The sequence below is a fragment of the Undibacterium sp. 5I2 genome (assembly GCF_035019605.1).
Lineage (GTDB): Bacteria > Pseudomonadota > Gammaproteobacteria > Burkholderiales > Burkholderiaceae_D > Undibacterium.
Genome location: NZ_JASJVS010000045.1, coordinates 1 through 22,780, shown reverse-complemented (window position 1 = coordinate 22,780; position 22,780 = coordinate 1). Strand labels below are relative to the sequence as shown.

The window sequence follows — 22,780 nt, the reverse complement described above, 5'->3', positions numbered from 1 at the left end:
CAGGGAAAATACCATGGCACGTACACTGCAATTTAAAATTTACCGCTACGATCCGGACAAGGATGCCAAGCCGTATATGCAAGACCTGACGGTCGAGCTGCAAGATACCGACAAGATGTTGCTCGATGCTTTGCAACGCATCAAAGCTGACGTCGATGATTCGCTGGCGCTGCGTCGTTCATGCCGTGAAGGTGTGTGCGGTTCCGATGCGATGAATATCAATGGTAAAAACGGTTTGGCTTGCACTACCAATCTCAATGAATTAACTCAGCCTATCGTGTTGCGTCCATTGCCAGGTTTGCCGGTGATTCGCGATTTGATCGTCGATATGACGCAATTTTTCAAGCAATACAATTCGATCAAGCCTTACCTGATGAACGAATCGATTCCGCCTGAAAAAGAACGTCTGCAATCGCCGGCAGAACGCGAAGAGCTTGATGGCTTGTACGAGTGCATTCTGTGCGCTTGCTGCTCGACATCATGCCCATCGTTCTGGTGGAATCCGGACAAGTTCGTCGGCCCGGCCGGTTTGTTGCAAGCCTATCGTTTCATCGCCGATTCACGTGATGAAGCCACTGGCGCGCGCCTCGACAATCTGGAAGATCCGTATCGCTTGTTCCGTTGCCATACGATTATGAATTGCGTCGATGTTTGTCCTAAAGGTCTCAATCCGACCCGGGCAATCGGTAAAATCAAGGAATTGATGGTCCGTCGCGCAGTCTAAGCGTCGCACCTTTCAGTGAGAGCGTGGCCTGGTTGGCGCGCTTTCATTTCATGCAGTTTTTACTCAAGAGCTGCATGAAATGGAATACATAGAGAGAAAAACAACATGTCTGAAATTGCAAGCGATTCCCATCAAAGTGATCCTGTCAAACGTGCCCGTCTGCGCTGGCGTGCACGGCGCGGTTTGCTGGAAAATGACCTGATACTGACGCGCTTTCTCGATCAATACGAGGCCGAGCTCAATGATGAGGAAGTGGATGCGTTCAGCCGTTTGATGGATTTGTCGGACAATGTGTTGATGGACTTGATCATGGCAAAGAAAGAGCCGGAAGCAGAAGTGGATTTGCCTCATATCCATGCTCTGATAGCCCGCTTGCGCCTTGCCTGAAGAATGGAAGTGCGGAGGCAATCCGCGCTTTCCAAAAGATTTTATTTGTGTTTTTTTGATTAACGACTCACCTCTGATTTGAAGGAAGAGCCATGACTAATTCTGAAGCTAAAGCAACCCTGTCATTCTCTGATGGCACGCCATCATTGGATATGCCAATTTACAAGGGTACCATCGGTCCTGATGTCATCGACATTCGTAAATTGTATGCAACGACCGGCATGTTTACCTATGATCCCGGTTTCATGTCGACTGCGGCATGTAATTCCTCGATCACCTACATCGATGGCGATAAAGGCGAGTTGCTGTATCGCGGCTATCCTATCGAACAATTGGCAGAAAACGGCGGCGATTTCCTCGAAACCTGCTTCCTGCTGTTGAATGGCGAATTGCCAAACGCGAAAGAAAAAGACGAATTTGTTGCGACAGTCACGAACCACACGATGGTTCATGAACAAATGCAATTTTTCTTCCGCGGTTTCCGTCGGGATGCCCATCCGATGTCGGTACTCGTCGGTACCGTCGGTGCCTTGGCATCGTTCTACCATGATTCGCTCGATATCAACAATCCGCGTCACCGTGAAGTCTCGGCGATTCGTTTGATAGCCAAAATGCCAACCTTGGTAGCGATGGCGTATAAATACTCGATCGGTCAACCATTCGTGTATCCACGCAATGACCTGTCGTACAGCGCGAACTTCATGCACATGATGTTCTCGACTCCCTGTGAAGAGTACAAAGTCAATCCAGTACTGGTACGCGCCTTGGATCGTATCTTGATCTTGCATGCTGATCATGAGCAGAATGCGTCGACTTCCACCGTCCGTCTGGCCGGCTCTTCGGGTGCCAATCCGTTTGCTTGTATCGCCGCAGGTATTGCTTGTTTGTGGGGTCCGGCACATGGCGGCGCCAATGAAGCAGCCTTGAGCATGCTCGAAGAAATCGGCAGCGTTGACAATATTGCTGAATTCATCGCCCAGGTGAAAGACAAGAATTCCAGTGTCAAATTGATGGGCTTCGGTCACCGTGTTTACAAAAACTACGATCCGCGCGCCAAGTTGATGCGTGAAACTTGCTACGAAGTATTGCAAGAACTCGGTCTGCAAGATGATCCACTGTTTAAATTGGCCATGGCTTTGGAGAAAATTGCGTTGGAAGATGATTATTTCGTCAGCCGCAAGCTCTATCCTAACGTCGATTTCTACTCAGGTATCGTACAGCGCGCTCTTGGCATCCCGACTTCTTTGTTTACCGGCATTTTTGCGCTGGCACGCACCGTAGGTTGGATTGCTCAGTGGAAAGAAATGATTTCTGATCCAGAGCAAAAAATCGGCCGTCCACGTCAATTGTTTGTCGGCGCGCCAAAACGCGATGTACCGGCAATAGACAAGCGTTAAGCGCCGATCTAGCTGCAGTGCAACATTAAAAAAAGCGCGTCGCTGTGACGCGCTTTTTCTTTATAGAAAAAAATATGCTATGCTTGCGCTCGAAAGTAAATTTTAGATGTGTTTTTGTTTAGAATCAAAAAAATCAGTCTTTGTTGCACCTGTTTTGACTCTGAAGAGAATAGTTTGAAACCAGCCCTTCCCCACAACTTGATGTGCAATCCGCTAACCGGTCAGGCCGTGTCGCGGAAGGTTAGATTAACCCGCTAATCTCGCGAAACGCGAAGAAAGGTGAGCAAGATGATGCAACAATATAACGCTAACTCGTACTTGTTCGGCGGCAATGCGCCGTACGTAGAAGAATTGTATGAGGCCTACCTCAATAACCCTGGTTCCGTTCCAGATAACTGGCGCTCGTATTTTGATGCGATGCAAAATGTGCCAGCCGGTGATGGCTCTTCCAAGCCTGACGTTGCCCATGCTCCGGTAATCGCTTCGTTTGCCGAACGCGCCAAACAAGGTGCGGTTCGCACAGTCAACTCCACTGCCGATTCCGATATGGGTCGCAAACGTGTTGCAGCTCAACAACTGATCGCCGCCTACCGCTTCCTCGGCAGCCACTGGGCCAACCTTGACCCTTTGCAGCGCCAAGAACGTCCCAATTTGCCTGAACTCGAACCGAGCTTCTATGGCTTCACTGATGCGGACATGGATCTCCAGTTCAACATCAGCAATACCTATTTCGGTACTGAAACATCGTCTTTGCGCGACTTGCTCAATTCCTTGCGCGACACCTATTGCCGTTCGATAGGCGCTGAATTCATGTACATCAGCGATCCGGTCGAAAAACGCTGGTTGCAACAAAAATTGGAATCGATCCGTTCGACGCCAACGTTTACTGCAGAAAAGAAAAAACACATTCTCGATCGCTTGACCGCGGCCGAAGGCTTGGAGCGTTACTTGCATACACGTTATGTCGGTCAGAAACGTTTCTCGCTCGAAGGCGGAGAAAGTTTCATCGCCTCGATGGATGAAACCATTCAACGTGCCGGTGAGAGTGGCGTACAAGAAATCGTGATCGGCATGGCCCATCGCGGTCGTCTGAATGTACTGGTCAATACCCTCGGTAAAATGCCGCAAGATTTGTTTGCTGAATTTGAAGGCAAGCACGGCGACGATTTGCCTGCCGGCGACGTTAAATATCACCAAGGTTTCTCTTCCGATGTGACGACCCCAGGCGGTCCGGTCCATCTGTCGCTGGCTTTCAATCCCTCGCATCTGGAAATCGTCAACCCTGTGGTTGAAGGTTCGGTCAAGGCGCGTATGGATCGCCGTGGCGATAAAGACGGTTCCGAAGTCTTGCCTATCCTCGTGCATGGCGATGCGGCGTTTGCCGGCCAAGGTGTGGTGATGGAAACCTTGAACCTGGCGCAGACCCGTGGTTATGGTACGGGCGGCACGATGCATATCGTGATCAACAATCAGATCGGTTTTACCACCTCTGATCCACGCGATTCGCGTTCGACTTTGTATTGCTCGGACGTTGTGAAAATGATCGAAGCACCTGTCTTGCACGTCAATGCAGATGATCCTGAAGCCGTGGTGTTGGCAACTCAAATTGCGCTCGACTACCGTACCGAATTCAAAAAAGATGTCGTCGTCGATATCATTTGCTTCCGTAAGCTTGGTCACAATGAGCAAGATACCCCAGCGCTGACTCAGCCGCTGATGTATAAAAAAATCGCGCAACATCCGGGTACCCGTAAAATGTACGCCGACAAATTGTCGGCTCAGGGAACCATTCCAGCTGATGGCGGCGACGCCATGGTTAAGGAATTCCGCGATGCCATGGATGCTGGTAAGCATACGCATGATCCGGTTATTTCTAACTTCAAAAATAAATATGCGGTCGATTGGATTCCTTTCCTCAACCGTAAATGGACTGATGCAGCCGATACCGCCGTGCCGCTGTCGGAACTGAAACGTTTGGCCGAGCGCATCACGGTCGTACCGGAAGGTTTCAAGCCGCATAGTTTGGTCGAAAAAGTGCTGGGTGACCGCGCTGCCATGGGTCGTGGCGAAATGAATCTCGATTGGGGTATGGGCGAGCATTTGTCTTACGCTTCCTTGGTCTCGTCCGGTTATGCCATCCGTTTGACCGGGCAAGATGCTGGCCGCGGTACCTTCGTTCATCGTCATGCTGTGTTGCATGATCAAAAACGTGAGCGTTGGGATTCCGGTACTTACATTCCTTTGCAAAACGTCTCTGACAGTCAAGCACCATTCACCGTCATCGATTCAGTCTTATCCGAAGAAGCGGTGCTGGCGTTTGAATATGGTTACTCAACGGCCGAGCCGAATACGCTGACCATTTGGGAAGCCCAGTTCGGCGATTTCGCCAATGGCGCGCAAGTGGTTATCGACCAATTTATCAGCTCCGGCGAAGTCAAATGGGGCCGTGCTTCGGGCTTGGTGATGATGTTGCCGCATGGTTATGAAGGTCAAGGTCCGGAACACTCGTCGGCACGTCCTGAGCGTTTCCTGCAATTGTGCGCAGACAACAACATGCAAGTAGTGCAACCGACTTCGGCTGCGCAAATCTTCCATCTGTTGCGTCGCCAAATGATTCGTCAGTTCCGTAAGCCACTGGTGATCATGACGCCGAAATCTTTGTTGCGTAATAAAGATGCCGGTTCGCCTTTGTCGGAATTAGCGAAAGGCAGCTTCCATACTGTCATCGGTGAAGTCGACGAAAAAATTGATGCGCATAAAGTCAAACGTGTCATCGCTTGCTCGGGCAAGGTCTATTACGATCTGGTCAATGCACGCAAAGAACGCGCGCAGACTGATACCGCCATCATTCGTGTCGAGCAGTTGTATCCATTCCCGCACAAGAGCTTCGTGGCTGAATTGAAAAAATTCCCGGCCATGACAGAATTGGTCTGGGCGCAGGATGAGCCGCAAAATCAGGGCCCATGGTTCCAGATCCAACACAATATTTTTGAAAGCATGGAAGACGGCCAAAAATTGGCTTACGCCGGTCGTCCTGCCAGCGCATCACCTGCTGTCGGTTACTACGACAAACACTATGCGCAACAAAAAGCATTGCTGGAAACGGCTTTTTCCAAGCTTAAAGGCTTTGTCCTGACTAAATAATGACGCAATGCTGCGGCAAATACTTGTCGCAGCATTTGGCTACCCGAATCGGAGAGTAAAAAAAATGGCAATTATCGAAGTTAAAGTACCGCAGTTATCTGAATCTGTCGCCGAAGCGACGCTGTTGGTATGGCATAAAAAAATCGGCGAAGCCGTCACCCGTGATGAAAATCTGGTCGACGTCGAAACCGATAAAGTGGTACTGGAATTGCCTGCGCCGAGCGCTGGCGTGATCACCCAAATCATTCGCGGCGATGGCAGTACCGTCGTCGCTGGCGAAATCATCGCCATCATCGATACCGATGGCACAGTTAAAGTCAGCCCGATGGAAGTTTCGGCTGCACCGCACGTTGCTGCCGCTGCTGCGACTAGCCCGGACGCGAAATCAGCCGCTGGCATCGCCATGCCTGCTGCCGCTAAAATTTTGGCAGAAAACGGTTTGTCGGCCGGCCAAGTTGATGGTTCCGGTAAAGATGGTCGCGTTACCAAAGGCGATGCCTTGGGCGCGGTCGCAGCGAAAGCCGCACCAGTTGTGGCACCTCTGGCCGCAGCAGTGGCCAGCAAACCGGCACTGCAACAAGTCAGTGCGCCGGCACCGGCTAAACTCGGCGACCGCCCGGAAGAGCGTGTGCCAATGAGCCGTTTGCGTGCCCGTATCGCCGAACGTCTGGTGCAATCGCAATCGACCAATGCAATTTTGACTACATTCAATGAAGTCAACATGGCACCGGTCATGGAATTGCGCAATAAGTACAAAGACAAATTTGAAAAAGAACATGGTGTGAAACTTGGTTTCATGTCTTTCTTCGTCAAGGCTGCCGTTGCTGCATTGAAAAAATACCCTATCGTCAACGCCTCGGTCGATGGTAATGACATCGTCTACCACGGTTATTTCGATATCGGTATCGCAGTCGGTTCGCCACGCGGTTTGGTCGTGCCTATTTTGCGCAATGCGGATCAAATGACGATTGCTGAAATCGAAAAGAAAATCGGCGAATTCGGTACCAAAGCCAAAGACGGCAAGCTGACACTCGACGATCTGTCGGGCGGTACTTTCTCGATCTCCAATGGTGGTACCTTCGGTTCCATGCTCTCGACACCGATCATCAACCCACCACAATCGGCTATTCTTGGTGTGCATGCGACGAAAGACCGTGCCGTGGTTGAAAACGGTCAGATTGTGATTCGTCCGATGAATTACCTGGCGATGTCGTATGATCACCGTATCATCGATGGTCGCGAAGCAGTGTTGGCATTGGTAGCGATGAAAGATGCGCTGGAAGATCCAGCGCGTCTGTTGCTCGATCTGTAATTAGCAAGCGGAAGGACAACAAGCATGAAACTGGCCGAAGAAATCGAACGTTTGCATGGTTTGCATCAGAGTGGTGCACTGTCGGATGCCGAGTATGCGCAAGCCAAGGCAAAATTGCTCGCCGCTGAGCGCTCTGACGGTGAGGCGGCACCTGGTGCCGTGCAGTCGTTCAACCGCTTCCGGCGCTCGCGTAGCGATCGCTGGTTGGGGGGTATTTGCGGCGGCCTTGGTCAATATACCGAACTCGATTCCTGGGTTTGGCGCTTGTTGTTCGTCTTTTTCGCGCTCTGCTTCGGCACTGGTGTGCTGGCCTATCTGCTGGCCTGGATTTTTATTCCGGAACAAGAGTGAAGGCCTGGTGCAGCATTGGCCATTCAAAAACACTGAAACACTGAAACACAGAAATCAGGATCATTCCATGAGTAAACAATTTGATGTCGTCGTTATCGGCGGCGGTCCTGGCGGGTATATTGCCGCCATTCGCGCTGCGCAGTTGGGCTTTTCGACTGCTTGTATCGATGCCTGGAGTAATGACAAGGGCGGCCCTGCACCGGGCGGCACTTGCACCAACGTCGGTTGCATCCCGTCGAAAGCGCTGTTGCAATCGTCGGAACATTTTGACCATGCCGGTCACGCTTTTGCCGATCATGGTATCGCGCTCGAAGGCTTGGCAATGGATGTGTCCAAAATGTTAGGCCGCAAGAACACCATCGTCAAACAAAACAATGATGGTATTTTGTTTTTGTTTAAAAAGAATAAAGTCACTTTCTTCCACGGTCATGGCTCCTTCGTGCAAGCCGTTGATGGCGGCTACGAAATCAAAGTCGCCGGCAAAACCGAAGAAATCATCACTGGTAAACACATCATTCTGGCCACGGGCTCGAATGCCCGCGCCTTGCCAGGTACACCGTTTGATGAAGTCAATGTGCTCTCCAACGAAGGCGCACTCAATATCGCTGCCGTGCCGAAAAAACTCGGCGTTATCGGTGCCGGTGTAATCGGTCTCGAAATGGGCAGCGTTTGGCGTCGTCTCGGTGCCGATGTGACGGTACTCGAAGCCTTGCCGACCTTCTTGGCTGCGGTTGATGAGCAGATCGCCAAGGAAGCGCATAAATTGTTTGTCAAGCAAGGCTTGACGATCAATCTGGGCGTTAAAATCGCTGCCATCGTCAATGGTGACAACGATGTCAGCGTCAATTACACCGATGACAAGGGCGTGGAGCACAAAGCCGTGTTCGACAAACTGATTATTTCCATCGGTCGTACTCCGAATACCAACGGCCTTAATGGCGCTGGTGTCGGTTTGGCGCTCGATGAACGCGGTTTCATCAACGTCGATGGCGATTGCAAAACCAATTTGCCAGGCGTATGGGCCGTCGGTGACGTTGTGCGTGGTCCTATGCTGGCGCACAAGGCGGAAGAAGAGGGCGTGGCCGTGGCGGAACGTATCGCCGGCCAACATGGTCATGTGAATTTCAACACGATTCCTTGGGTCATCTACACGTCGCCGGAAATCGCTTGGGTTGGTCGTACTGAACAACAACTCAAGGCCGATGGCGTGGCCTACAAAGCCGGTACCTTCCCGTTCATGGCCAACGGCCGTGCGCGCGCGCTCGGCGACACCTCAGGCATGGTGAAATTCTTGGCCGATGCGACGACCGATGAAATCCTCGGCGTCCATATCGTTGGCCCTATGGCATCGGAATTGATCGCCGAAGCCGTTGTGGCGATGGAATTCCGTGCTTCGTCGGAAGATATCGCACGCATCTGTCATGCCCACCCTTCTTTGTCGGAAGCGACCAAAGAAGCGGCCTTGGCGGTCGATAAGCGTTCGCTCAACTTCTAAGACCACGCTGGACTGGTTGATGTCGGTTAAAATGGACGGGTCGTGGACTCGTCCATTTTTTTATTGGTTTTTTGTTGTACGAATTACGTTTGAGAACAGCAGCTATGGATGTACAAGAGTTTTACCAAGACGCCCTCAGTCAACGCGGCTTTCAAGCGGATGCCGCTCAGCAGCGCGCAGTCGATCGCTTGCAAACCGCCTATCTGGAATGGGTGCATTACAAGGGTAAGCGCGCGAATAAGCTGACGCGTTTGATCACGCGACCGGAAGTGCCGCGCGGCGTGTATATGTGGGGTGGAGTCGGGCGCGGGAAATCGTTTCTGATGGATAGTTTTTATTCCGTCGTACCGGTGGTGCGCAAAACTCGCCTGCATTTTCATGAATTCATGCGCAGCGTGCATAGACAGCTCGATGAACTCAAAGGTGTTGCCGATCCGCTCGATGAAGTCGCGCGTCGCATCGCCAAAAAATACCGCTTGATCTGTTTTGACGAATTTCATGTCTCCGACGTCGCCGATGCCATGCTGCTCTACAACTTGCTCAGAGCCTTATTCGAGAATGGCGTGTCCTTCGTGATGACCTCGAATTACCAGCCCGATACCCTGTATCCCGATGGTTTACACCGCGACCGCATGTTGCCGACCATTGCTTTGCTCAAGGAGCAGCTCGACGTACTCAATGTCGATTCCGGCAATGATTACCGCAAGCGTGCGCTCGAACAAGTCGATGCCTACTTGACGCCACTCGGTGCCGCCACTGATAAATCTTTGCGCGACAGTTTCAAGCGTCTGGCCGATACCAAAGAAGAAGATGTGCAGGTCGATATAGAAGGGCGGCAAATTCGGTCTTTGCGTCGTGCCGGTGGCGTGATCTGGTTCGACTTTCATACCTTGTGCGGCGGGCCACGCTCACAAAATGATTACCTCGAAATCGCCAGCCGTTTCCATACCGTGATTTTGTCGGAAATTCCGGCGATGTCGGCGGCGATGTCGTCGGAAGCGCGGCGCTTCACCTGGCTCATCGATGTATTTTACGATAACAAGGTCAAACTCATCATGTCGGCCGCCGTCGCCCCCGAATTGCTCTACACTCAGGGTACACTGTCGAATGAATTCCATCGTACCGTTTCGCGCATCATCGAAATGCAGTCGAAAGAGTATATGGAAACCGATCAACGCCAACTTGCGGATGCTATCGCTTGATGAAACCTGTTGCTTTCCTTAAATTGTCGCGCTTGTTGCTGTGCAGTTCAATTCTTGTTTTTTCCTCGCAGGTTAACGCGGCTACTGCGGCTGACAGCGGTGCTGGGCGCCTCGCTGCCATCGCCGCCGATGTCGCCGTGCTCGATGTGCGTTATCCGGCCGGTAGCTTGAGCGACAGCGCCGGTGCAGCCGCGGCCTTACTCGCAACGCAAGGTTTGCAGCAAAACTTGCAGACCTGGTATCTCGACACGCAGCACCATTGTTATGAGCTGTTCTTCGTCAATAATTGTCTCAAGCAAAGCAAGCTCGATCGTCGCCGCTACCGGCCTGTGCTCGACCGGGTTGCTTTTGAGGCGCAAGCCTTGCAGCGGCGCTTACGGGCCGAGCAGCGCGATCGCGAAACAGTGGAAAAACAAGCAAAGTAAGCTGAGGCCGCCGGTGCAACTGCCGAAATGTTTCCGAAAAGCATTATGCGGCGCCTCCTTGAGTGTGGGACAATGCCAACCCGCTTCAAGTACTGAAAGTGTCTCTGATGATCTTCAAACAAATTGCCTTTCCTTTGCTCGCCGTATTAATCTGGGCGATCAATACGAACGTCAATAAACTTGCCGCAGGCATCATTGATCCGGCCGCGATTTCATTTTATCGTTGGTTGTTGGCGGCCGTATTGCTGTCGCTTTTCGTCAGCGTGCCGGTGTGGCGCGCGCGTCGCCAAGTCTGGCCGCTGTTACCGAAATTTTTTGTCCTCGGCGTGCTCGGCATGGTGCTCTACCAATGCTTAGCCTACGTCGCCGCCGCAACCACCAGCGCCACCCATATGGGCATCGTCGCTTCGCTCATGCCCGTATTGGCAATGACACTCGGTGTGCTGTTCCTCGGTGAAGCCTTGAGCATTGGTGCCTTGCTCGGTGCCGTGCTATCGCTGGCCGGACTGATCTATTTGATGAGTGCCGGAGCACCCTTGAGTTTGCTCTCCGGTGGTGTCGCAGTCGGCGACGGGCTCATGCTCTTGGCCAGCTTTGCGTATGCGGCCTACAGCGTGTTACTCAAGCGTTGGAATATTTCCTTGCCACTCTGGCATTCTTTATTCATGCAAATCAGCTGTGCCTTGCCGGTATTATTAGCGTACTACTTGATCCAAGGCGCGCCACCCTTGACCCGAGCTGGCTTGCCATTAGTCTTGTTTGCCGGCATACCTGCCTCGGTACTGGCACCGTTTCTCTGGATGTTAGGGGTAGCACGCCTCGGCCCGGCCCGCACCACCATGTTAATGAACCTTTTGCCGGTGTTTACGGTGCTGATTGCCGTCGTATTTTTAGGCGAGTACTTGCATGGCTACGACTTGATCGGCTCAGCCCTGACACTGGCCGGCGTCTTGTTGGCACAATCGCTGCGTCAGCCTGTCAGTGCTTTGTTTCGGGGGAAACTGGCCTAAGGAGTCTGTCGGGCTTAGGAGTAATCGGCTGCAAAATAGCCAAATCTGTCCTCGCTCAAGCGATTTTTCGCTTCGATTGTCTAAGTCCGACAGACTCCTGGGCAGGCACACGGTCGCGTCTGTTTTTACTTGATTTTCCAGCGCTTGCTCGTATAATTGAGTCATGCAAGCATTTAATCTCACCACCATTGATACGCTCGAACTCGCTCATCTTCCTAAGGTGCCGGCGAGTGAAGGCCCACGGAACGAGGAAGATAGCCGCGTCTTGGCCTTGGTGCTGGAAGGAATGTCCAGCGGTCCGGCGCTTCCGCTGGACGAGGTGTTTTTTGCCGAACTCGACGCGATTGTTTCCTAGGAGCCTGTCGGATTTAGGGAAGCGCAGATCGATTGTAAATCGACGCGTTACGAAGTTGTTTTGGCGAAAAATTAATTAAATTCGCGTTTTCCTAACAGTACCAGCCGCCTTGATTCGCCTCGAAATTACGCCTTTTGCCAGATCGCAAGTCAAAGATGTGGCCCATTACTACGTCAAACACGCGTCGCCCGCTGTCGCAGCGCGTTTTCGTGACGCTTGTCGCTTTCTCACTGAGCATCCTGGTGCGGGCTCTCTACGCTTTGCCTGTCTGCTGACAGGAATTGCGCTGCGCACCTGGTCTTTACAGCGCTTTCCATTCCGCCTGTTCTATGTTCTGGACGGTAGCGTGTTGCGCATCTTGGCCGTCGATCATGCGCGCCGGGATGTCACGCCATCCTTGCTTGAACGTGCCAAGCGCGGCGCATAATAAAAAACCCCACTCAGCTACGCTCCCTCAGCGGTGCCATCAAGGCCGCCAACTCGGCGGCACTGAATTTCTCTGATACGGCCGCATCTGTGCCCAGCACGCTTTCGCTCAGCAGCGCTTTGCGCGCTTGCAGTTCCAACATGCGCTCTTCGATACTGCCGGCGACCACGAGCTTGTAGACAAACACCGGTTTGGTTTGGCCAATTCTGTGAGCGCGAGCAATGGCCTGTTCTTCCACCGCCGGATTCCACCATGGATCGACCAGAATCACCGTGTCGGCGGCGGTCAGATTGAGGCCGGTGCCGCCGGCTTTGAGGCTGACCAGAAAAATCGCTGTTTCGCCGTTTTGAAATGCTGCAACGATGCCGGCGCGCTGTGTCGCCGCGACTTTGCCGGTGAGCATGAGGTGGCCGAGCTGGCGCGCAGCGAGTTCGCTGGCGATCAAATCGAGCATTTCGGTAAATTGTGAAAAAACTAATACGCGCCGCCCCTCCAGCAGCAGCGCCGGCAGCATATCGCACAGCATGGTCATCTTCGCGCGTTCTATGCCGGCCGCGGCGGCTTCGCCTTTCAGTAGCAGGGGGTCGCAGCAGACTTGGCGCAACTTGAGCAGGGCATTCATGATGCGGATGCGCGCGCCGGTGAAGCCGCTGCGTTCCAAGGCGCGCTTGACCTGACGGTCGGCGGCCACGCGTACGCTTTCATACAAGGAACGCTGTTGCCCTTCTAATTGCAGGAATTGGATGATGTCGTTGCGTTGCGGTATGTCGGTCGCCACGTCTTCTTTGCGTCTGCGCAATATGAAGGGGCGTACCCGTTGCGCCAATAATTGCGCCCGTGCCGTTTCGGCCTGTTCTTCGATCGGCTTACGCCACAGCCGGGAAAAGCTGCGCGCATCCCCTAGCCAGCCGGGCATGAGGAAATCGAATTGACTCCAGAGTTCACCGAGGTGGTTTTCCATCGGCGTGCCGGTCATGCACAGGCGGTGGCGCGCTTGCAACCGGCGTATCGCACCGGCGCTGCGCGCGGCAGCATTTTTGACAGTCTGGGCTTCGTCGAGTATCAGTAAATGAAACGGCTGGCGCGCCAAGGCATCGAGGTCGCGCCACACCAAGGGATAGGTGGTCAAGACGATGTCGTATTGCCCCATGCGGCTGAAGTCGGCGGCGCGCTCCGGGCCATGCAAGGCCAAAACGCGCAGGCTCGGCGTCATGCGCCGCGCTTCGGCTTGCCAATTGAATACCAGCGAGGTCGGCAGTACCACCAAAGCCGGTTGATCGAGGCGGCCGGCTTGCTGTTCGAGCAGGATATGCGCCAGTACTTGCGCAGTTTTTCCCAACCCCATTTCATCGGCCAAGATGCCGCCCAAGCCATGCGTGCGCAGATACTGCAACCAAGCTAAGCCATGTAATTGATATGGGCGCAAGCTGATGGCCAAACCTTCCGGTGCCGCCACCGGTGTCGCCGCACCAGCCAGACGCAGGCGCTGCGCCAAGGCCGTCACATTGGCGTCGCGGCTGATTTGCCACACGCCGCTGCGCGTGGTGTTGGCCAATTGCGCGCACAAGTCTTCCAGGCGTGCCGCATCCCAACTGCTCACGTGCAGTGGGCCGGCCGGGCGGCGCGTATCGGTGAGCAGATCGAGCAGGGCGGCGATGACGGGTTTGAGCAGCGCGGCAGCGGCATCGACGCGTCGGCCACCGGGTAGCCTTAAAGAAATTCTTTCTTGATCATCGATGGCGGCCACTTGTGCACGGCGTAGCCAACGCCGGTCGCTTTGTAGCAGGCCAGCCAGTGGGGCCACCAAATCGTGCGCTTCGCCATCGATCTCCATGCCCAGACTCAGCATCCACCAGCCGGAACGACCGCCGCGCTTGAGTTCGCCCAGACGGCGTGGGCGCTGGCGGGCTAAGGCTGTAGCCGGCACTTTGCCGTAGACTTCGCCGTTGCTTTGTTCGATCAGCAAATGCCAGCGCTCGACCGGTACGCTTTCATGCGCGAAACCGGGGGCGATGACGATTTGCCAGCCGCGCGCCTGTAACAGGGGTAATTGTTCCGTCCAAAAATCACCGAAACTTGCTTCCAGCAGCAAGGACCAGCGGGCGCTGTGCGGCTCGGCCAGTTCATCGGCGCGCCATTGCAGCGCCGATGCGGGCAAACGGTGCATGCCGGCATCCTCCATGCAAGCCAGGGCTTCGATTTCGGCCGCCAAGTCGCGCCAGGATTGCACTGCCGCATCAGCCGGATCCACCTGATCGGCTGGGCCACGCCATTCGCCTTGCCCAGTCCCAGCACCGTGGTAAATCCATTCGAGTTCGGCAATGCTGACATTGCCGCCCCGCGGGCCGAACAAGCCGACCGGGCGCAAGCCCAACACGCCGTCGCCGCGCGTGAGTGTGCGCAAGGTCAGACGTGGCTGGAAGCGGATAGGTGGTAGCAGAAGCATGCGCGCAGGCGGGGACCAAAACGGTGGTGGAAAGCTGGTATTCTGACAGCGGCAAGCCGGCGCGTCCATGTGTGATGAACTCACTGCGCTGCGGTGGCGGCAGTTTTGCCTGTAAAGCCGCACAAACGAGGGACCGAGCAGCGGCCGACGGTGGTATAGTGCGACCTCCGTGATTTTCGAAAACTATGATGTCCTTTGCTACCTTGGGCTTGACGCCCGCGCTGCTCGCTGCGCTCAGCGCGCAGCAGTTTACCGCGCCGACGCCGATACAAAGCGCCGCCATTCCCTTGATTTTGCAAGGGCAGGACGTGATTGCCCAAGCCCAGACCGGTTCCGGTAAAACCTTGGCTTTTTGCGCACCATTATTGCAAAACTTGCAATCCCCGGCGCGTCCGCGCGCGGTGCAACTGCTGATTCTGGTGCCGACGCGCGAATTGGCGGCGCAAGTCGGCGCCAGTATCGAGCAATTGGCGCGCGCTTTGCAAGCGGCTGCCAAGCTGGCGGTTTTGTTCGGCGGCGTCTCGCTCAACCCGCAAATGCTGCATTTGCGCGGTGGGGCAGATATCGTCGTCGCCACGCCCGGGCGTTTGTTAGACTTGGTACAGCACAATGCTCTGAGCTTGAGTCAGGTGCGCAGTTTAGTGCTCGATGAGGCCGATCGTTTGCTGGAACTCGGCTTTGCCGACGAGTTGGCGCAGATTTTGGCTTTGCTGCCGGCGCGTCGCCAGACTTTGCTGTTTTCCGCCACCTTCCCAGCCAATGTCGAGCAACTGGCCACGCGCATTTGCCAAGTGCCGACGCGCATAAGCATCGCTGCCGAAGATGTCAGCGCACCTGATATTAGCGAGCGCGCGATTGCTGTCGATGCGCCGCAGCGCACGCAATTACTACGCCATTTGATTCGGGCCGAAGGCTGGAAGCGTGTGCTGGTGTTTGTTGCAACGAAGTATGCTGCCGAATTGGTTGCCGTCAAGCTGCGCCGTTTGCATATCGCGGCCGAACCGTTTCATGGAGAATTGAGCCAAGGCAAGCGTACCCAAGTCTTGGCCGATTTCAAGGCCTCGCGTTTACGCGTCGTCATCGCCACCGATGTCGCCGCACGTGGCATCGATATCAGTGATTTGCCGGTAGTGGTGAATTACGACTTGCCGCGTTCCGCCGATGATTACACGCACCGCATCGGTCGTACTGGCCGCGCCGGGCGTAGTGGGGTAGCCGTGAGTTTCGTGAGTGCTGATCATGCCGCCCACTTTGAATTGATTCAAAAACGCCACGGCTTGCGCCTGGAAATGGAAAGCGTAGATGGCTTCGCTGCCACCGAGATAGCGTTGGCACCGGCCGTGCTCGATGCCAACGGTGGCGTCAAGGGGCGGCGTCCGAGTAAAAAGGATAAGTTACGCGCGCTCGCTGCTGGTGCTGCTAAGTAAAGCAAGGCTGCGGCAATTTTCATCAAAAATCTGACTAGGGTTTGAAACCCCGGCCTTCAGAGGCTGTCGCAAAAGGGTAGTGAGTCGGTATCATTACCCCAACTGGTGGCCACGTCATTCCTGCGCGCTTTTAGCAGGAACCCAGCGGCGTTCGTGGTTAACTGAAAATGCCAGATATGATCGTGTTTTCAGCGCTGAAAACGACACTGGGTTCCCGCCAAAAGCATGCGGGAATGACGAGGTTGCAGCATGCGGGAATGACGAGGTATGCGGTGTTTCAGATGTAAAAAGATTCCATCAGGCTTTTGCGACAGCCTCTTGTTGCCACAGCCTTATTGTATCGCGTATAAATTGTTTATTTAGTACCGAAAATACGGTCACCGGCGTCGCCGAGACCGGGCACAATATAGCCATGCTCATTGAGGCACTGGTCGATCGAGGCCGTAATGATAGGCACATCGGGGTGCGTCTCTTGCATCACCTTAATGCCTTCCGGGGCGGCCAGCAGGCACACAAACTTGATGCTGACGGCACCGCCGGCTTTCAGGCGCGTGATTGCCGCAGCTGCCGAATTACCAGTTGCCAGCATAGGATCGACCACAATCACCAAGCGCTCGGCGATATCTTCCGGCACCTTGTAATAGTATTCGACCGGTTCCAGCGTGACCGGGTCGCGGTACAAGCCGATATGGCCGACGCGCGCGTTGGGCAACAGATCGAGCATGCCATCCAGAATGCCGTTACCGGCGCGCAGTACCGAAATCACACATAACTTCTTGCCGCTGATGGTAGGGGCATCGATGACTTGAATCGGCGTTTCAATCCGCGTAAACGTGATCGGCAAATCGCGCGTCACTTCATAGGCCAGCATTTGGCTGATCTCACGCAGCAGACGACGGAAATTGTCGGTAGGCGTATCTTTGCTGCGCATTAAAGACAGTTTGTGCTGCACCAAAGGATGTTTGATTTCGGTAACTAACTCGTTCAAGATATTTCTCCGGCTAATTTTGACGTGAATGCTATTTTACGTTGCTCCTTTGCTTGGCGGGAAAAACTTCTGTGCAGTAGAAGCAGAATTGAACGGTATTTCCCGCTTTGCTCGCGGCTTTGTTTGTGTTCGCTGTGCTCGATAATCGAAGATAAGAAGTTCCGGCGCCACCAGGCCAGTGGTGCCGGTGAACGGCTCAATTATCAGGAGTAGCACATGGACAGCAATCAGACACTGTTGAATAAATTTTCTCTGGGAAACTTTTCCCTGGATCGTCATCTCGATCAAAAGGAAGATTTGACGAGTACTCCTGATGCCCTCGAACGCAATTCGCGCATAGACATTAAAGGTATCCGCGAAGCCATCGCCCGCGTCGAAGCCGAGGCGCGTGCCACGGTGGCTTCTGAAAGCCGCCTTCAAGCCGAAACGCAGGCGCGTGCCTTAGCCGAAACACGGGCCGAGGTAGAAGCCGAAGCGGCCGAACTGGCACAGAAAAAATTATTGCTTGAACAGCAAAGTGCAGCCAGCAGCCAGCAACGTCTGATGGCCGAGCGGCAATCGCAAGCCGCGAGTGCCGCGCGCATCGCGGCCAACGAACAAGAAGCGCGCGATTTGCAAGAACGTGCACAAATGGAAAGCCGGGCGCGTGATCAATCTGAGCAACGGCAAAAATTGGAACAGGAAGCGCGCATTCGCGCAGAACTGCAATTCAAGGCGGAAACGGAAATCAGCGCCAAGGCCAAAGACGACGTCAACAAATTAAGCAAACAAACCGAAGTGGCACGTAGTTGGGCAGCCGAACGCGTGGCGGCCTCCGAAGGTGCGCGACAACAAGCAGTCGAGCGCGCCCGCGCCGACGCCCGTGTGGCTGAGCTGGCACGGGAACGGGAAAAACGCGAACGTGAAGCGCGCGTGACCTCCGAACTGTTGGTCAAAATGCGCACCGATACGCTGCAATCGAATAAAGAACGCGAGCAAGCCGATGTCATGGCGCTCGAATATGCGATCAATCGCGCACCGCTGGAAGCACGGGCGCGCGAAGATGCCCTGACCCGCGTGGCTCTTGAGCAAGAGCAAGACGCCATGGCGCAAGCGCGGATGGAATCGGAACGCCGTGCGGCTGAATCGATTCAATTGCGCATGCAAGCCGAACAAGAATTGCATGCTGCTGCCAGCAAACGTGAACAGGCAGAATTGATTGCCGCAGCGACGGCGCAAGCGCGCCGCGAAGCCGAAGATAAAATCCGTGAAGTCACCGAAGCGCGCATCCGTACCGAACGCGAGTTGCAATCGAGTGCGATGAGCCGTATAGAAAATGAGCAACATGCTGATGCGCAAGCGCGCACGCGCATGGCCGCCGAAGTCGAGGCCTCGGAAGAAGCGCGCGCGCGCCGCGTCGCTGAAACGGAAGCGACCGAGATCGCACGTCGTCGTGCTGCCGAAGAGCACCGTGCGGCGCAATTGGCGAAAGAAAGAATTGAAATCGAACGCGTAGCTGTTGAAGCGGCACGCGAACAAGCGGATGCTCAACAGCAAGCTTTGAGTGCCAGTGCCTTCCAGGCTGAATTACTCCAACGTGCCAATCTGGCATCGGGCCGCAAGGCCGACAGTGCGCGTGAGTTGCTGCATATTGAGCAACTGCGGGCCGATGCCGAACAGCATGCGGCTGATGCCTTGGAGAAAAAATTACAGGCTGAACGCGGTATGCTGGAGCAAACAGAAGCGCGCGCCAAGGCCGATCAAGCGCATGCCGAATTGATGCAGATGCAAGCTGCGGCCGAACAAGCTGCACGTATGGCACAAGAAACCGAATACTTGGCTGAAAAAATCACGTTGGAACAAGCCATGGAACAAGCCGACCTGCAACAACGTATGGCCGCTGCCACGGTCAAGAAGAGCAGGGATGTCACTGAATTACTGCGCGTCGCTCAGCAAAGCGCACAAGATGAGGTAAAAGCTATGGCCCTACTCGATCAAAAGTTGGAAGTTGAACAGCGTCGCGCGCAAGCCGTGGCCGATATGTTGAAAAGTGCCGAAGCCAAGTTGGCGGCGGAACAGGCAGCACAACGCGAAGCTGAAGCGAAACAATGTGCCGAGCAAGAGCTGGCCAGTCATGCTGTAGCCAGAGAGCAAGCAGAGCGCGCCAGCAGAGTAGCATCAGAGCAAGCAGCGGCAGCTGAAAAACAAGCTTTGCAACAAGCTGAAATCCATACGGCGCTGCAAATAGAAAATGCTAACTTGGCCGTTTTGAAGGGCTTGCAAGCACTAGAACAAACTCGTGCCGAGCAAGTCTTGAACCAGGCTGATAAACAAGCTGCCGCCGCTGCGCAAGAAAAACTGGAAGCGCAGCAAGCCGCGGCTGGCGAAGTGATCGCCCGTGCCCATGCCGATCGCCAACATATGCAAGTATTGCAAGCGCGCAAAGAGCAAGAAATCGCCGCACGCTCCGCACGCCTGGCGATGATACAAGCAGAACAGCAACGTTTAGAAAAAGTGCAAGAGCATGCTGAACTGCAAAAACAAGCAGCGACAGCGGCACAAGCCAAAGCCAGCCAAGCCGAAGAATTGGGGAAAACGCTGAAATTACGCGCGCAATCGGAGCAAGAGGCACTGACGGCAATCCAAGAAAAACTGCAAGCAGAAAAAAAACTGACAGCCGAATTACAAGCCAAGGCCAAATCCGAACAAGCGCAGCGCGATCAACACTTGGCGCGCCTTGAAGCCGAACAAGCTTTGCGTACTGCCAGTGAATTGAAGTTGGCCGAAGAGAAAAAATTGTGTGCGCAACATGAGGAACAAGCGAAAGTCGAACAGTTCGCCGCCGAGGCGGCAGCCGCACGCGTCAAAGCAGCGGCACAACTGACACGTTTGGGGCAAGAAAAAGCGCAGTCGCAACAACAAGCGGCAGCGGCACTGGAACAACAGGCCAGGCTGGAAGCCGCCGCTGCACGAGCCGCCAAACTGGCAGCAGTAGCAGCAGCAGAGCAATTGGCAGCAGAGACTATCAGCCATGCTGCGACACAAGCTGCGGCCCAAGCGGCGCAACAACAAGCGACCGCCGCAGCGGCACGTGCGCAAGCCGAACAAGCCGCCGAGCACACCGCGCAAGCCAGCTTGGCAGCCGAATTGGCATTGCAAACCCAAGCCCAAGCTTATGCCGATAGTCAGCATAAAGCGCATGAATTGCTGGTGGAAAAAAATCGCCGCCTGGCTGAATTGCATGAAGTCATGCAACAACGTTGTGCAAAAGAAGATGCCTTGCTGGCCGCGACCACGGCACAATTGTCTTCTGAGCAATCCGCACAATACGATGTAGAACAAGGCCTGCGTGCCGCCAGCGAAGCACAGCAGTACGCGGCTGCCAACGCCCATGCCGAGCAAGTAGCCCGTTTGGCGGCACAGGCAACGCTGGCTTCGCAACAGGCTTTGCACCAAGAATTGGCCGCCCATGCTGATGCGCAAAAATTGATGGCAGAAATTACACAATGCTGTTTGCAGCAAGAGCAACAGTTGCATGCCGCCCAGCAGGAACGTCTGCACGCCGAGCAAGCTTTGTCGGCCATGCTGAACGAAAAACAAGCGGCGGAGTTGGCGGCAGCACAGGCAGCACAGGCACGTTGCGCGGCTGAGCAAGAGCAAGTGAGCTTGCTGTATGCCCGTGAGCAAAGCGACACCGCCACGCGTCTGGCTTTCGAAGAACTCAATACGGCCGAAAAAACCTGGCTTGCCAGCGCGGCCGAAGAAACTCTCATCAAACGCCAAACCAGCGCTGCCCTGGAAGAAAAAACTGCTTTATTGCAAGTTGCGAGCGCGGCTGAGCAAGCGCGCCTGGATTTAGAACAGCAATTGACTGCCGAATTGCATACAAAAATAGCTGCAGAGCAAAGTCAACAACAAGCACTGGCCGCGCGCCTGTGCGCCGAACGCGCCGCGCAACAATTGGCCAGCGACCGCGCCGCGCAAGAACAGGCGGCCGCGTCAGCGGTTGAGCAACAACGGGCGAGTGAATTGAGTATGTTCACCGTCTCCTTGCAACACGCCGAAGCGCAACATCTGGCCGCGCAAGCAATGGCCGATAAATTGCGTGAAGCAGAAAGCTTAGCAGCTTTAGAGCAGCAACGGGCCGACCTGGAATTAGCAACACTGGCCACGCTCGAACACAAGGCCGCGGCCGAGCAAGCCGCGCTGCAGCAAGCACAGCAACGCGAACAAGCCGAACGCGCGTATCTGCAGGCCGCAGAAATTCGTGCCCAAGCCGAACAAGATGCCAATGTCGCCATGCAATTGCGCTTGCAAACAGAAACCGAAGCCATGGATTTGGCCAAACTGCATGCTGCTGCGCAAATTCAAGCCGCCACACTGGCGCAAGAGCAGGCGAATGAATTAATGTCTTTGCAGCAATTAGAAATCGATAAGGCCGATCTGGCACAGCGTGAAATCGCCGCCATGCAAGCGAAACAGCAAAGCGAACAGCGCAGCATGGAATTGACGCAGTTATCTTTGCAAGCCATCAACGATAAAATGGATGCCGAGATGCTGATCATCACGGCATCGGAAGCGCGCTTACACATTGAAGCAGAATTGACGCAACAAAGCCAGTTGCGTGCCGAACAAGTGCTGGCTGCCAATGCGATCGAACAAGAAAAAATCGCTGTCGAACAAGAATTGTCGGCAGCAGCAGCGCAACAAACCGAACAAGCACGCTTAGCAATTGCAGAAATGCAAGCTCGGATCGTGGTCGAGCAAGAATTGGCCGTAGTCGAAGCGCAACGCTATGCAACTGAGCAAAAATTGGCCGGTGAATTAGCTGCGCGCTTGCAGCAAGAGCAAGAATTGATGCAAGTCTTGGCGCTACAGGAAGAACAAGAAGCGGCCTTTGCCGATCGCTTGCTGGCACGTCGCGCCAACTATGCCGCTGCCAAAGCTGCGCTGGAACAAGCACAAATCGCTGCACAAGCACTGAGTGAAGAAGAAGCCGAGCAACAGGCTGTATTGATGCAAGCGCAGCAGCAAGCGCAACAAGCCAGTCGTCAGCGTCAAGTTGATTTTGAGCAACAGCAACAACAACTGGCCGCTGCCGCTGCCGCCGCCCGTGCGCAGTACGAAATCGAACGTGCCCAAGCCGAACACAGCGCACAGGAATTGATGCAAACTTTGCGTCAAAACCAACAGCATAGTGCCGAATGGCGCGAACAAGCGCAGCATATGCTGGCGCAATCGAGTGTGGAATGCGACTTGGAATTGCTGCAACAAGAAGCGAAACAACAACTGGACCGTTTCCGCTTGCGTCTGCGTCCCTCGGTTTTGGCCGGCTTATTGATGTGTGCCGGCCTTATCGGTGCTGCTGGCTTTGCCAACTTCGGTGCCGCATTGCCATTCACGAGCGCATTTGCCGCACCGACTGCCCCACTGAGCACACCGGCCGCCGCACCGCGGGTAGATAGCACGATGCAGTTTTCTTACCAGCTCGCCGCACCGCTGGCACCGCAAGCACCAGCCGACGTCCATGCCGTCGTCACCCCGGCGGTGCAATTGGCTTTTGCAGCAAATTGACATCCTCCCCGACCTAAAGAGGCTGTCGCAAAAGGGTATTGAGTCGGCATCATTACCCCGACTGGTGGCCACGTCATTCCTGCGCGCTTTTGGCAGGAACCCAGCGGCGTTCGTGGTTAACTGAAAATGCCAGATAT

The 22,780-nt window shown here is 54.6% G+C and carries 16 protein-coding genes; 14 read left to right on the top strand and 2 right to left on the bottom strand.

Features of this window, described 5'->3' with window-relative positions; genetic code table 11:
- Window positions 1–13: 13 nt before the first annotated feature.
- The 12 genes from QN359_RS14700 to QN359_RS14645 all read left to right on the top strand — a co-directional run bounded on the left by QN359_RS14700 (window position 14) and on the right by QN359_RS14645 (window position 12,229).
- The gene (locus QN359_RS14700; RefSeq protein ID WP_322248693.1) at window positions 14–724 is read left to right on the top strand and encodes a succinate dehydrogenase iron-sulfur subunit; all 711 of its coding nucleotides are present in this window, start codon (window positions 14–16) and stop codon (window positions 722–724) included.
- A gap of 105 nt (window positions 725–829) precedes the next feature.
- Entirely contained in the window at window positions 830–1,111 is a 282-nt protein-coding gene (locus QN359_RS14695; RefSeq protein ID WP_322248692.1) for a succinate dehydrogenase assembly factor 2, read from the top strand.
- Between the two features lie 92 nt (window positions 1,112–1,203).
- A complete protein-coding gene (gene gltA, locus QN359_RS14690; RefSeq protein ID WP_322248691.1) occupies window positions 1,204–2,508 on the top strand; it encodes a citrate synthase in 1,305 nt (434 codons plus the stop codon).
- A 288-nt stretch (window positions 2,509–2,796) separates the two neighbouring features.
- The gene (locus tag QN359_RS14685; RefSeq protein WP_322248690.1) at window positions 2,797–5,652 is read left to right on the top strand and encodes a 2-oxoglutarate dehydrogenase E1 component; all 2,856 of its coding nucleotides are present in this window, start codon (window positions 2,797–2,799) and stop codon (window positions 5,650–5,652) included.
- Window positions 5,653–5,716: 64 nt separating this feature from the next.
- Window positions 5,717–6,964, top strand: a complete 1,248-nt coding sequence (gene odhB / locus QN359_RS14680) for a 2-oxoglutarate dehydrogenase complex dihydrolipoyllysine-residue succinyltransferase (protein ID WP_322248689.1) — start codon at window positions 5,717–5,719, stop codon at window positions 6,962–6,964.
- A gap of 24 nt (window positions 6,965–6,988) precedes the next feature.
- Window positions 6,989–7,315, top strand: a complete 327-nt coding sequence (locus tag QN359_RS14675; protein WP_322248688.1) for a PspC domain-containing protein — start codon at window positions 6,989–6,991, stop codon at window positions 7,313–7,315.
- 67 nt (window positions 7,316–7,382) lie between these two features.
- Entirely contained in the window at window positions 7,383–8,810 is a 1,428-nt protein-coding gene (gene lpdA, locus QN359_RS14670) for a dihydrolipoyl dehydrogenase (protein ID WP_322248687.1), read from the top strand.
- 104 nt (window positions 8,811–8,914) lie between these two features.
- Window positions 8,915–10,012: a cell division protein ZapE gene (gene zapE / locus QN359_RS14665; RefSeq protein ID WP_322248686.1), complete on the top strand. Its 1,098-nt coding sequence runs from the start codon at window positions 8,915–8,917 to the stop codon at window positions 10,010–10,012.
- Window positions 10,012–10,437 (top strand): hypothetical protein, encoded by a 426-nt coding sequence (locus QN359_RS14660; protein ID WP_322248685.1) that lies wholly within the window; start codon window positions 10,012–10,014, stop codon window positions 10,435–10,437. The genes zapE and QN359_RS14660 overlap by 1 nt, the downstream gene beginning before the upstream one ends.
- A gap of 107 nt (window positions 10,438–10,544) precedes the next feature.
- The gene (locus QN359_RS14655; protein WP_322248684.1) at window positions 10,545–11,447 is read left to right on the top strand and encodes a DMT family transporter; all 903 of its coding nucleotides are present in this window, start codon (window positions 10,545–10,547) and stop codon (window positions 11,445–11,447) included.
- Between the two features lie 163 nt (window positions 11,448–11,610).
- On the top strand, window positions 11,611–11,802 hold the full coding sequence (locus QN359_RS14650) for a hypothetical protein (RefSeq protein WP_322248683.1): 192 nt from the start codon (window positions 11,611–11,613) through the stop codon (window positions 11,800–11,802).
- 109 nt (window positions 11,803–11,911) lie between these two features.
- Window positions 11,912–12,229, top strand: coding sequence for a type II toxin-antitoxin system RelE/ParE family toxin (locus QN359_RS14645; protein ID WP_322248682.1), 318 nt, complete (start codon window positions 11,912–11,914; stop codon window positions 12,227–12,229).
- Between the two features lie 13 nt (window positions 12,230–12,242).
- On the opposite strand, the gene QN359_RS14640 is transcribed toward QN359_RS14645, so the two are convergent.
- Window positions 12,243–14,675 carry a DEAD/DEAH box helicase gene (locus QN359_RS14640; RefSeq protein WP_322248681.1) on the bottom strand — a complete coding sequence of 811 codons (2,433 nt, stop codon included), beginning with the start codon at window positions 14,673–14,675 and terminating at the stop codon, window positions 12,243–12,245.
- 188 nt (window positions 14,676–14,863) lie between these two features.
- On the opposite strand from QN359_RS14640, the gene QN359_RS14635 reads away from it, so the two are divergent.
- On the top strand, window positions 14,864–16,102 hold the full coding sequence (locus tag QN359_RS14635; RefSeq protein ID WP_322248680.1) for a DEAD/DEAH box helicase: 1,239 nt from the start codon (window positions 14,864–14,866) through the stop codon (window positions 16,100–16,102).
- A 355-nt stretch (window positions 16,103–16,457) separates the two neighbouring features.
- On the opposite strand, the gene upp is transcribed toward QN359_RS14635, so the two are convergent.
- On the bottom strand, window positions 16,458–17,090 hold the full coding sequence (upp, locus tag QN359_RS14630; RefSeq protein ID WP_416352102.1) for a uracil phosphoribosyltransferase: 633 nt from the start codon (window positions 17,088–17,090) through the stop codon (window positions 16,458–16,460).
- A 216-nt stretch (window positions 17,091–17,306) separates the two neighbouring features.
- On the opposite strand from upp, the gene QN359_RS14625 reads away from it, so the two are divergent.
- Window positions 17,307–22,643 (top strand): hypothetical protein, encoded by a 5,337-nt coding sequence (locus QN359_RS14625; RefSeq protein ID WP_322248679.1) that lies wholly within the window; start codon window positions 17,307–17,309, stop codon window positions 22,641–22,643.
- Window positions 22,644–22,780 lie beyond the last annotated feature (137 nt).

Coding starts and splice junctions, on each gene's coding strand:
- odhB (WP_322248689.1), top strand. CDS start 5,717: ATGGCAATTATCGAAGTTAAAGTACCGCAGTTATCTGAATCTGTCGCC.
- QN359_RS14685 (WP_322248690.1), top strand. CDS start 2,797: ATGATGCAACAATATAACGCTAACTCGTACTTGTTCGGCGGCAATGCG.
- QN359_RS14625 (WP_322248679.1), top strand. CDS start 17,307: ATGGACAGCAATCAGACACTGTTGAATAAATTTTCTCTGGGAAACTTT.
- lpdA (WP_322248687.1), top strand. CDS start 7,383: ATGAGTAAACAATTTGATGTCGTCGTTATCGGCGGCGGTCCTGGCGGG.
- QN359_RS14695 (WP_322248692.1), top strand. CDS start 830: ATGTCTGAAATTGCAAGCGATTCCCATCAAAGTGATCCTGTCAAACGT.
- QN359_RS14660 (WP_322248685.1), top strand. CDS start 10,012: ATGAAACCTGTTGCTTTCCTTAAATTGTCGCGCTTGTTGCTGTGCAGT.
- QN359_RS14640 (WP_322248681.1), bottom strand. CDS start 14,675: ATGCTTCTGCTACCACCTATCCGCTTCCAGCCACGTCTGACCTTGCGC.
- QN359_RS14650 (WP_322248683.1), top strand. CDS start 11,611: ATGCAAGCATTTAATCTCACCACCATTGATACGCTCGAACTCGCTCAT.
- QN359_RS14655 (WP_322248684.1), top strand. CDS start 10,545: ATGATCTTCAAACAAATTGCCTTTCCTTTGCTCGCCGTATTAATCTGG.
- QN359_RS14635 (WP_322248680.1), top strand. CDS start 14,864: ATGTCCTTTGCTACCTTGGGCTTGACGCCCGCGCTGCTCGCTGCGCTC.
- QN359_RS14675 (WP_322248688.1), top strand. CDS start 6,989: ATGAAACTGGCCGAAGAAATCGAACGTTTGCATGGTTTGCATCAGAGT.
- zapE (WP_322248686.1), top strand. CDS start 8,915: ATGGATGTACAAGAGTTTTACCAAGACGCCCTCAGTCAACGCGGCTTT.
- QN359_RS14700 (WP_322248693.1), top strand. CDS start 14: ATGGCACGTACACTGCAATTTAAAATTTACCGCTACGATCCGGACAAG.
- gltA (WP_322248691.1), top strand. CDS start 1,204: ATGACTAATTCTGAAGCTAAAGCAACCCTGTCATTCTCTGATGGCACG.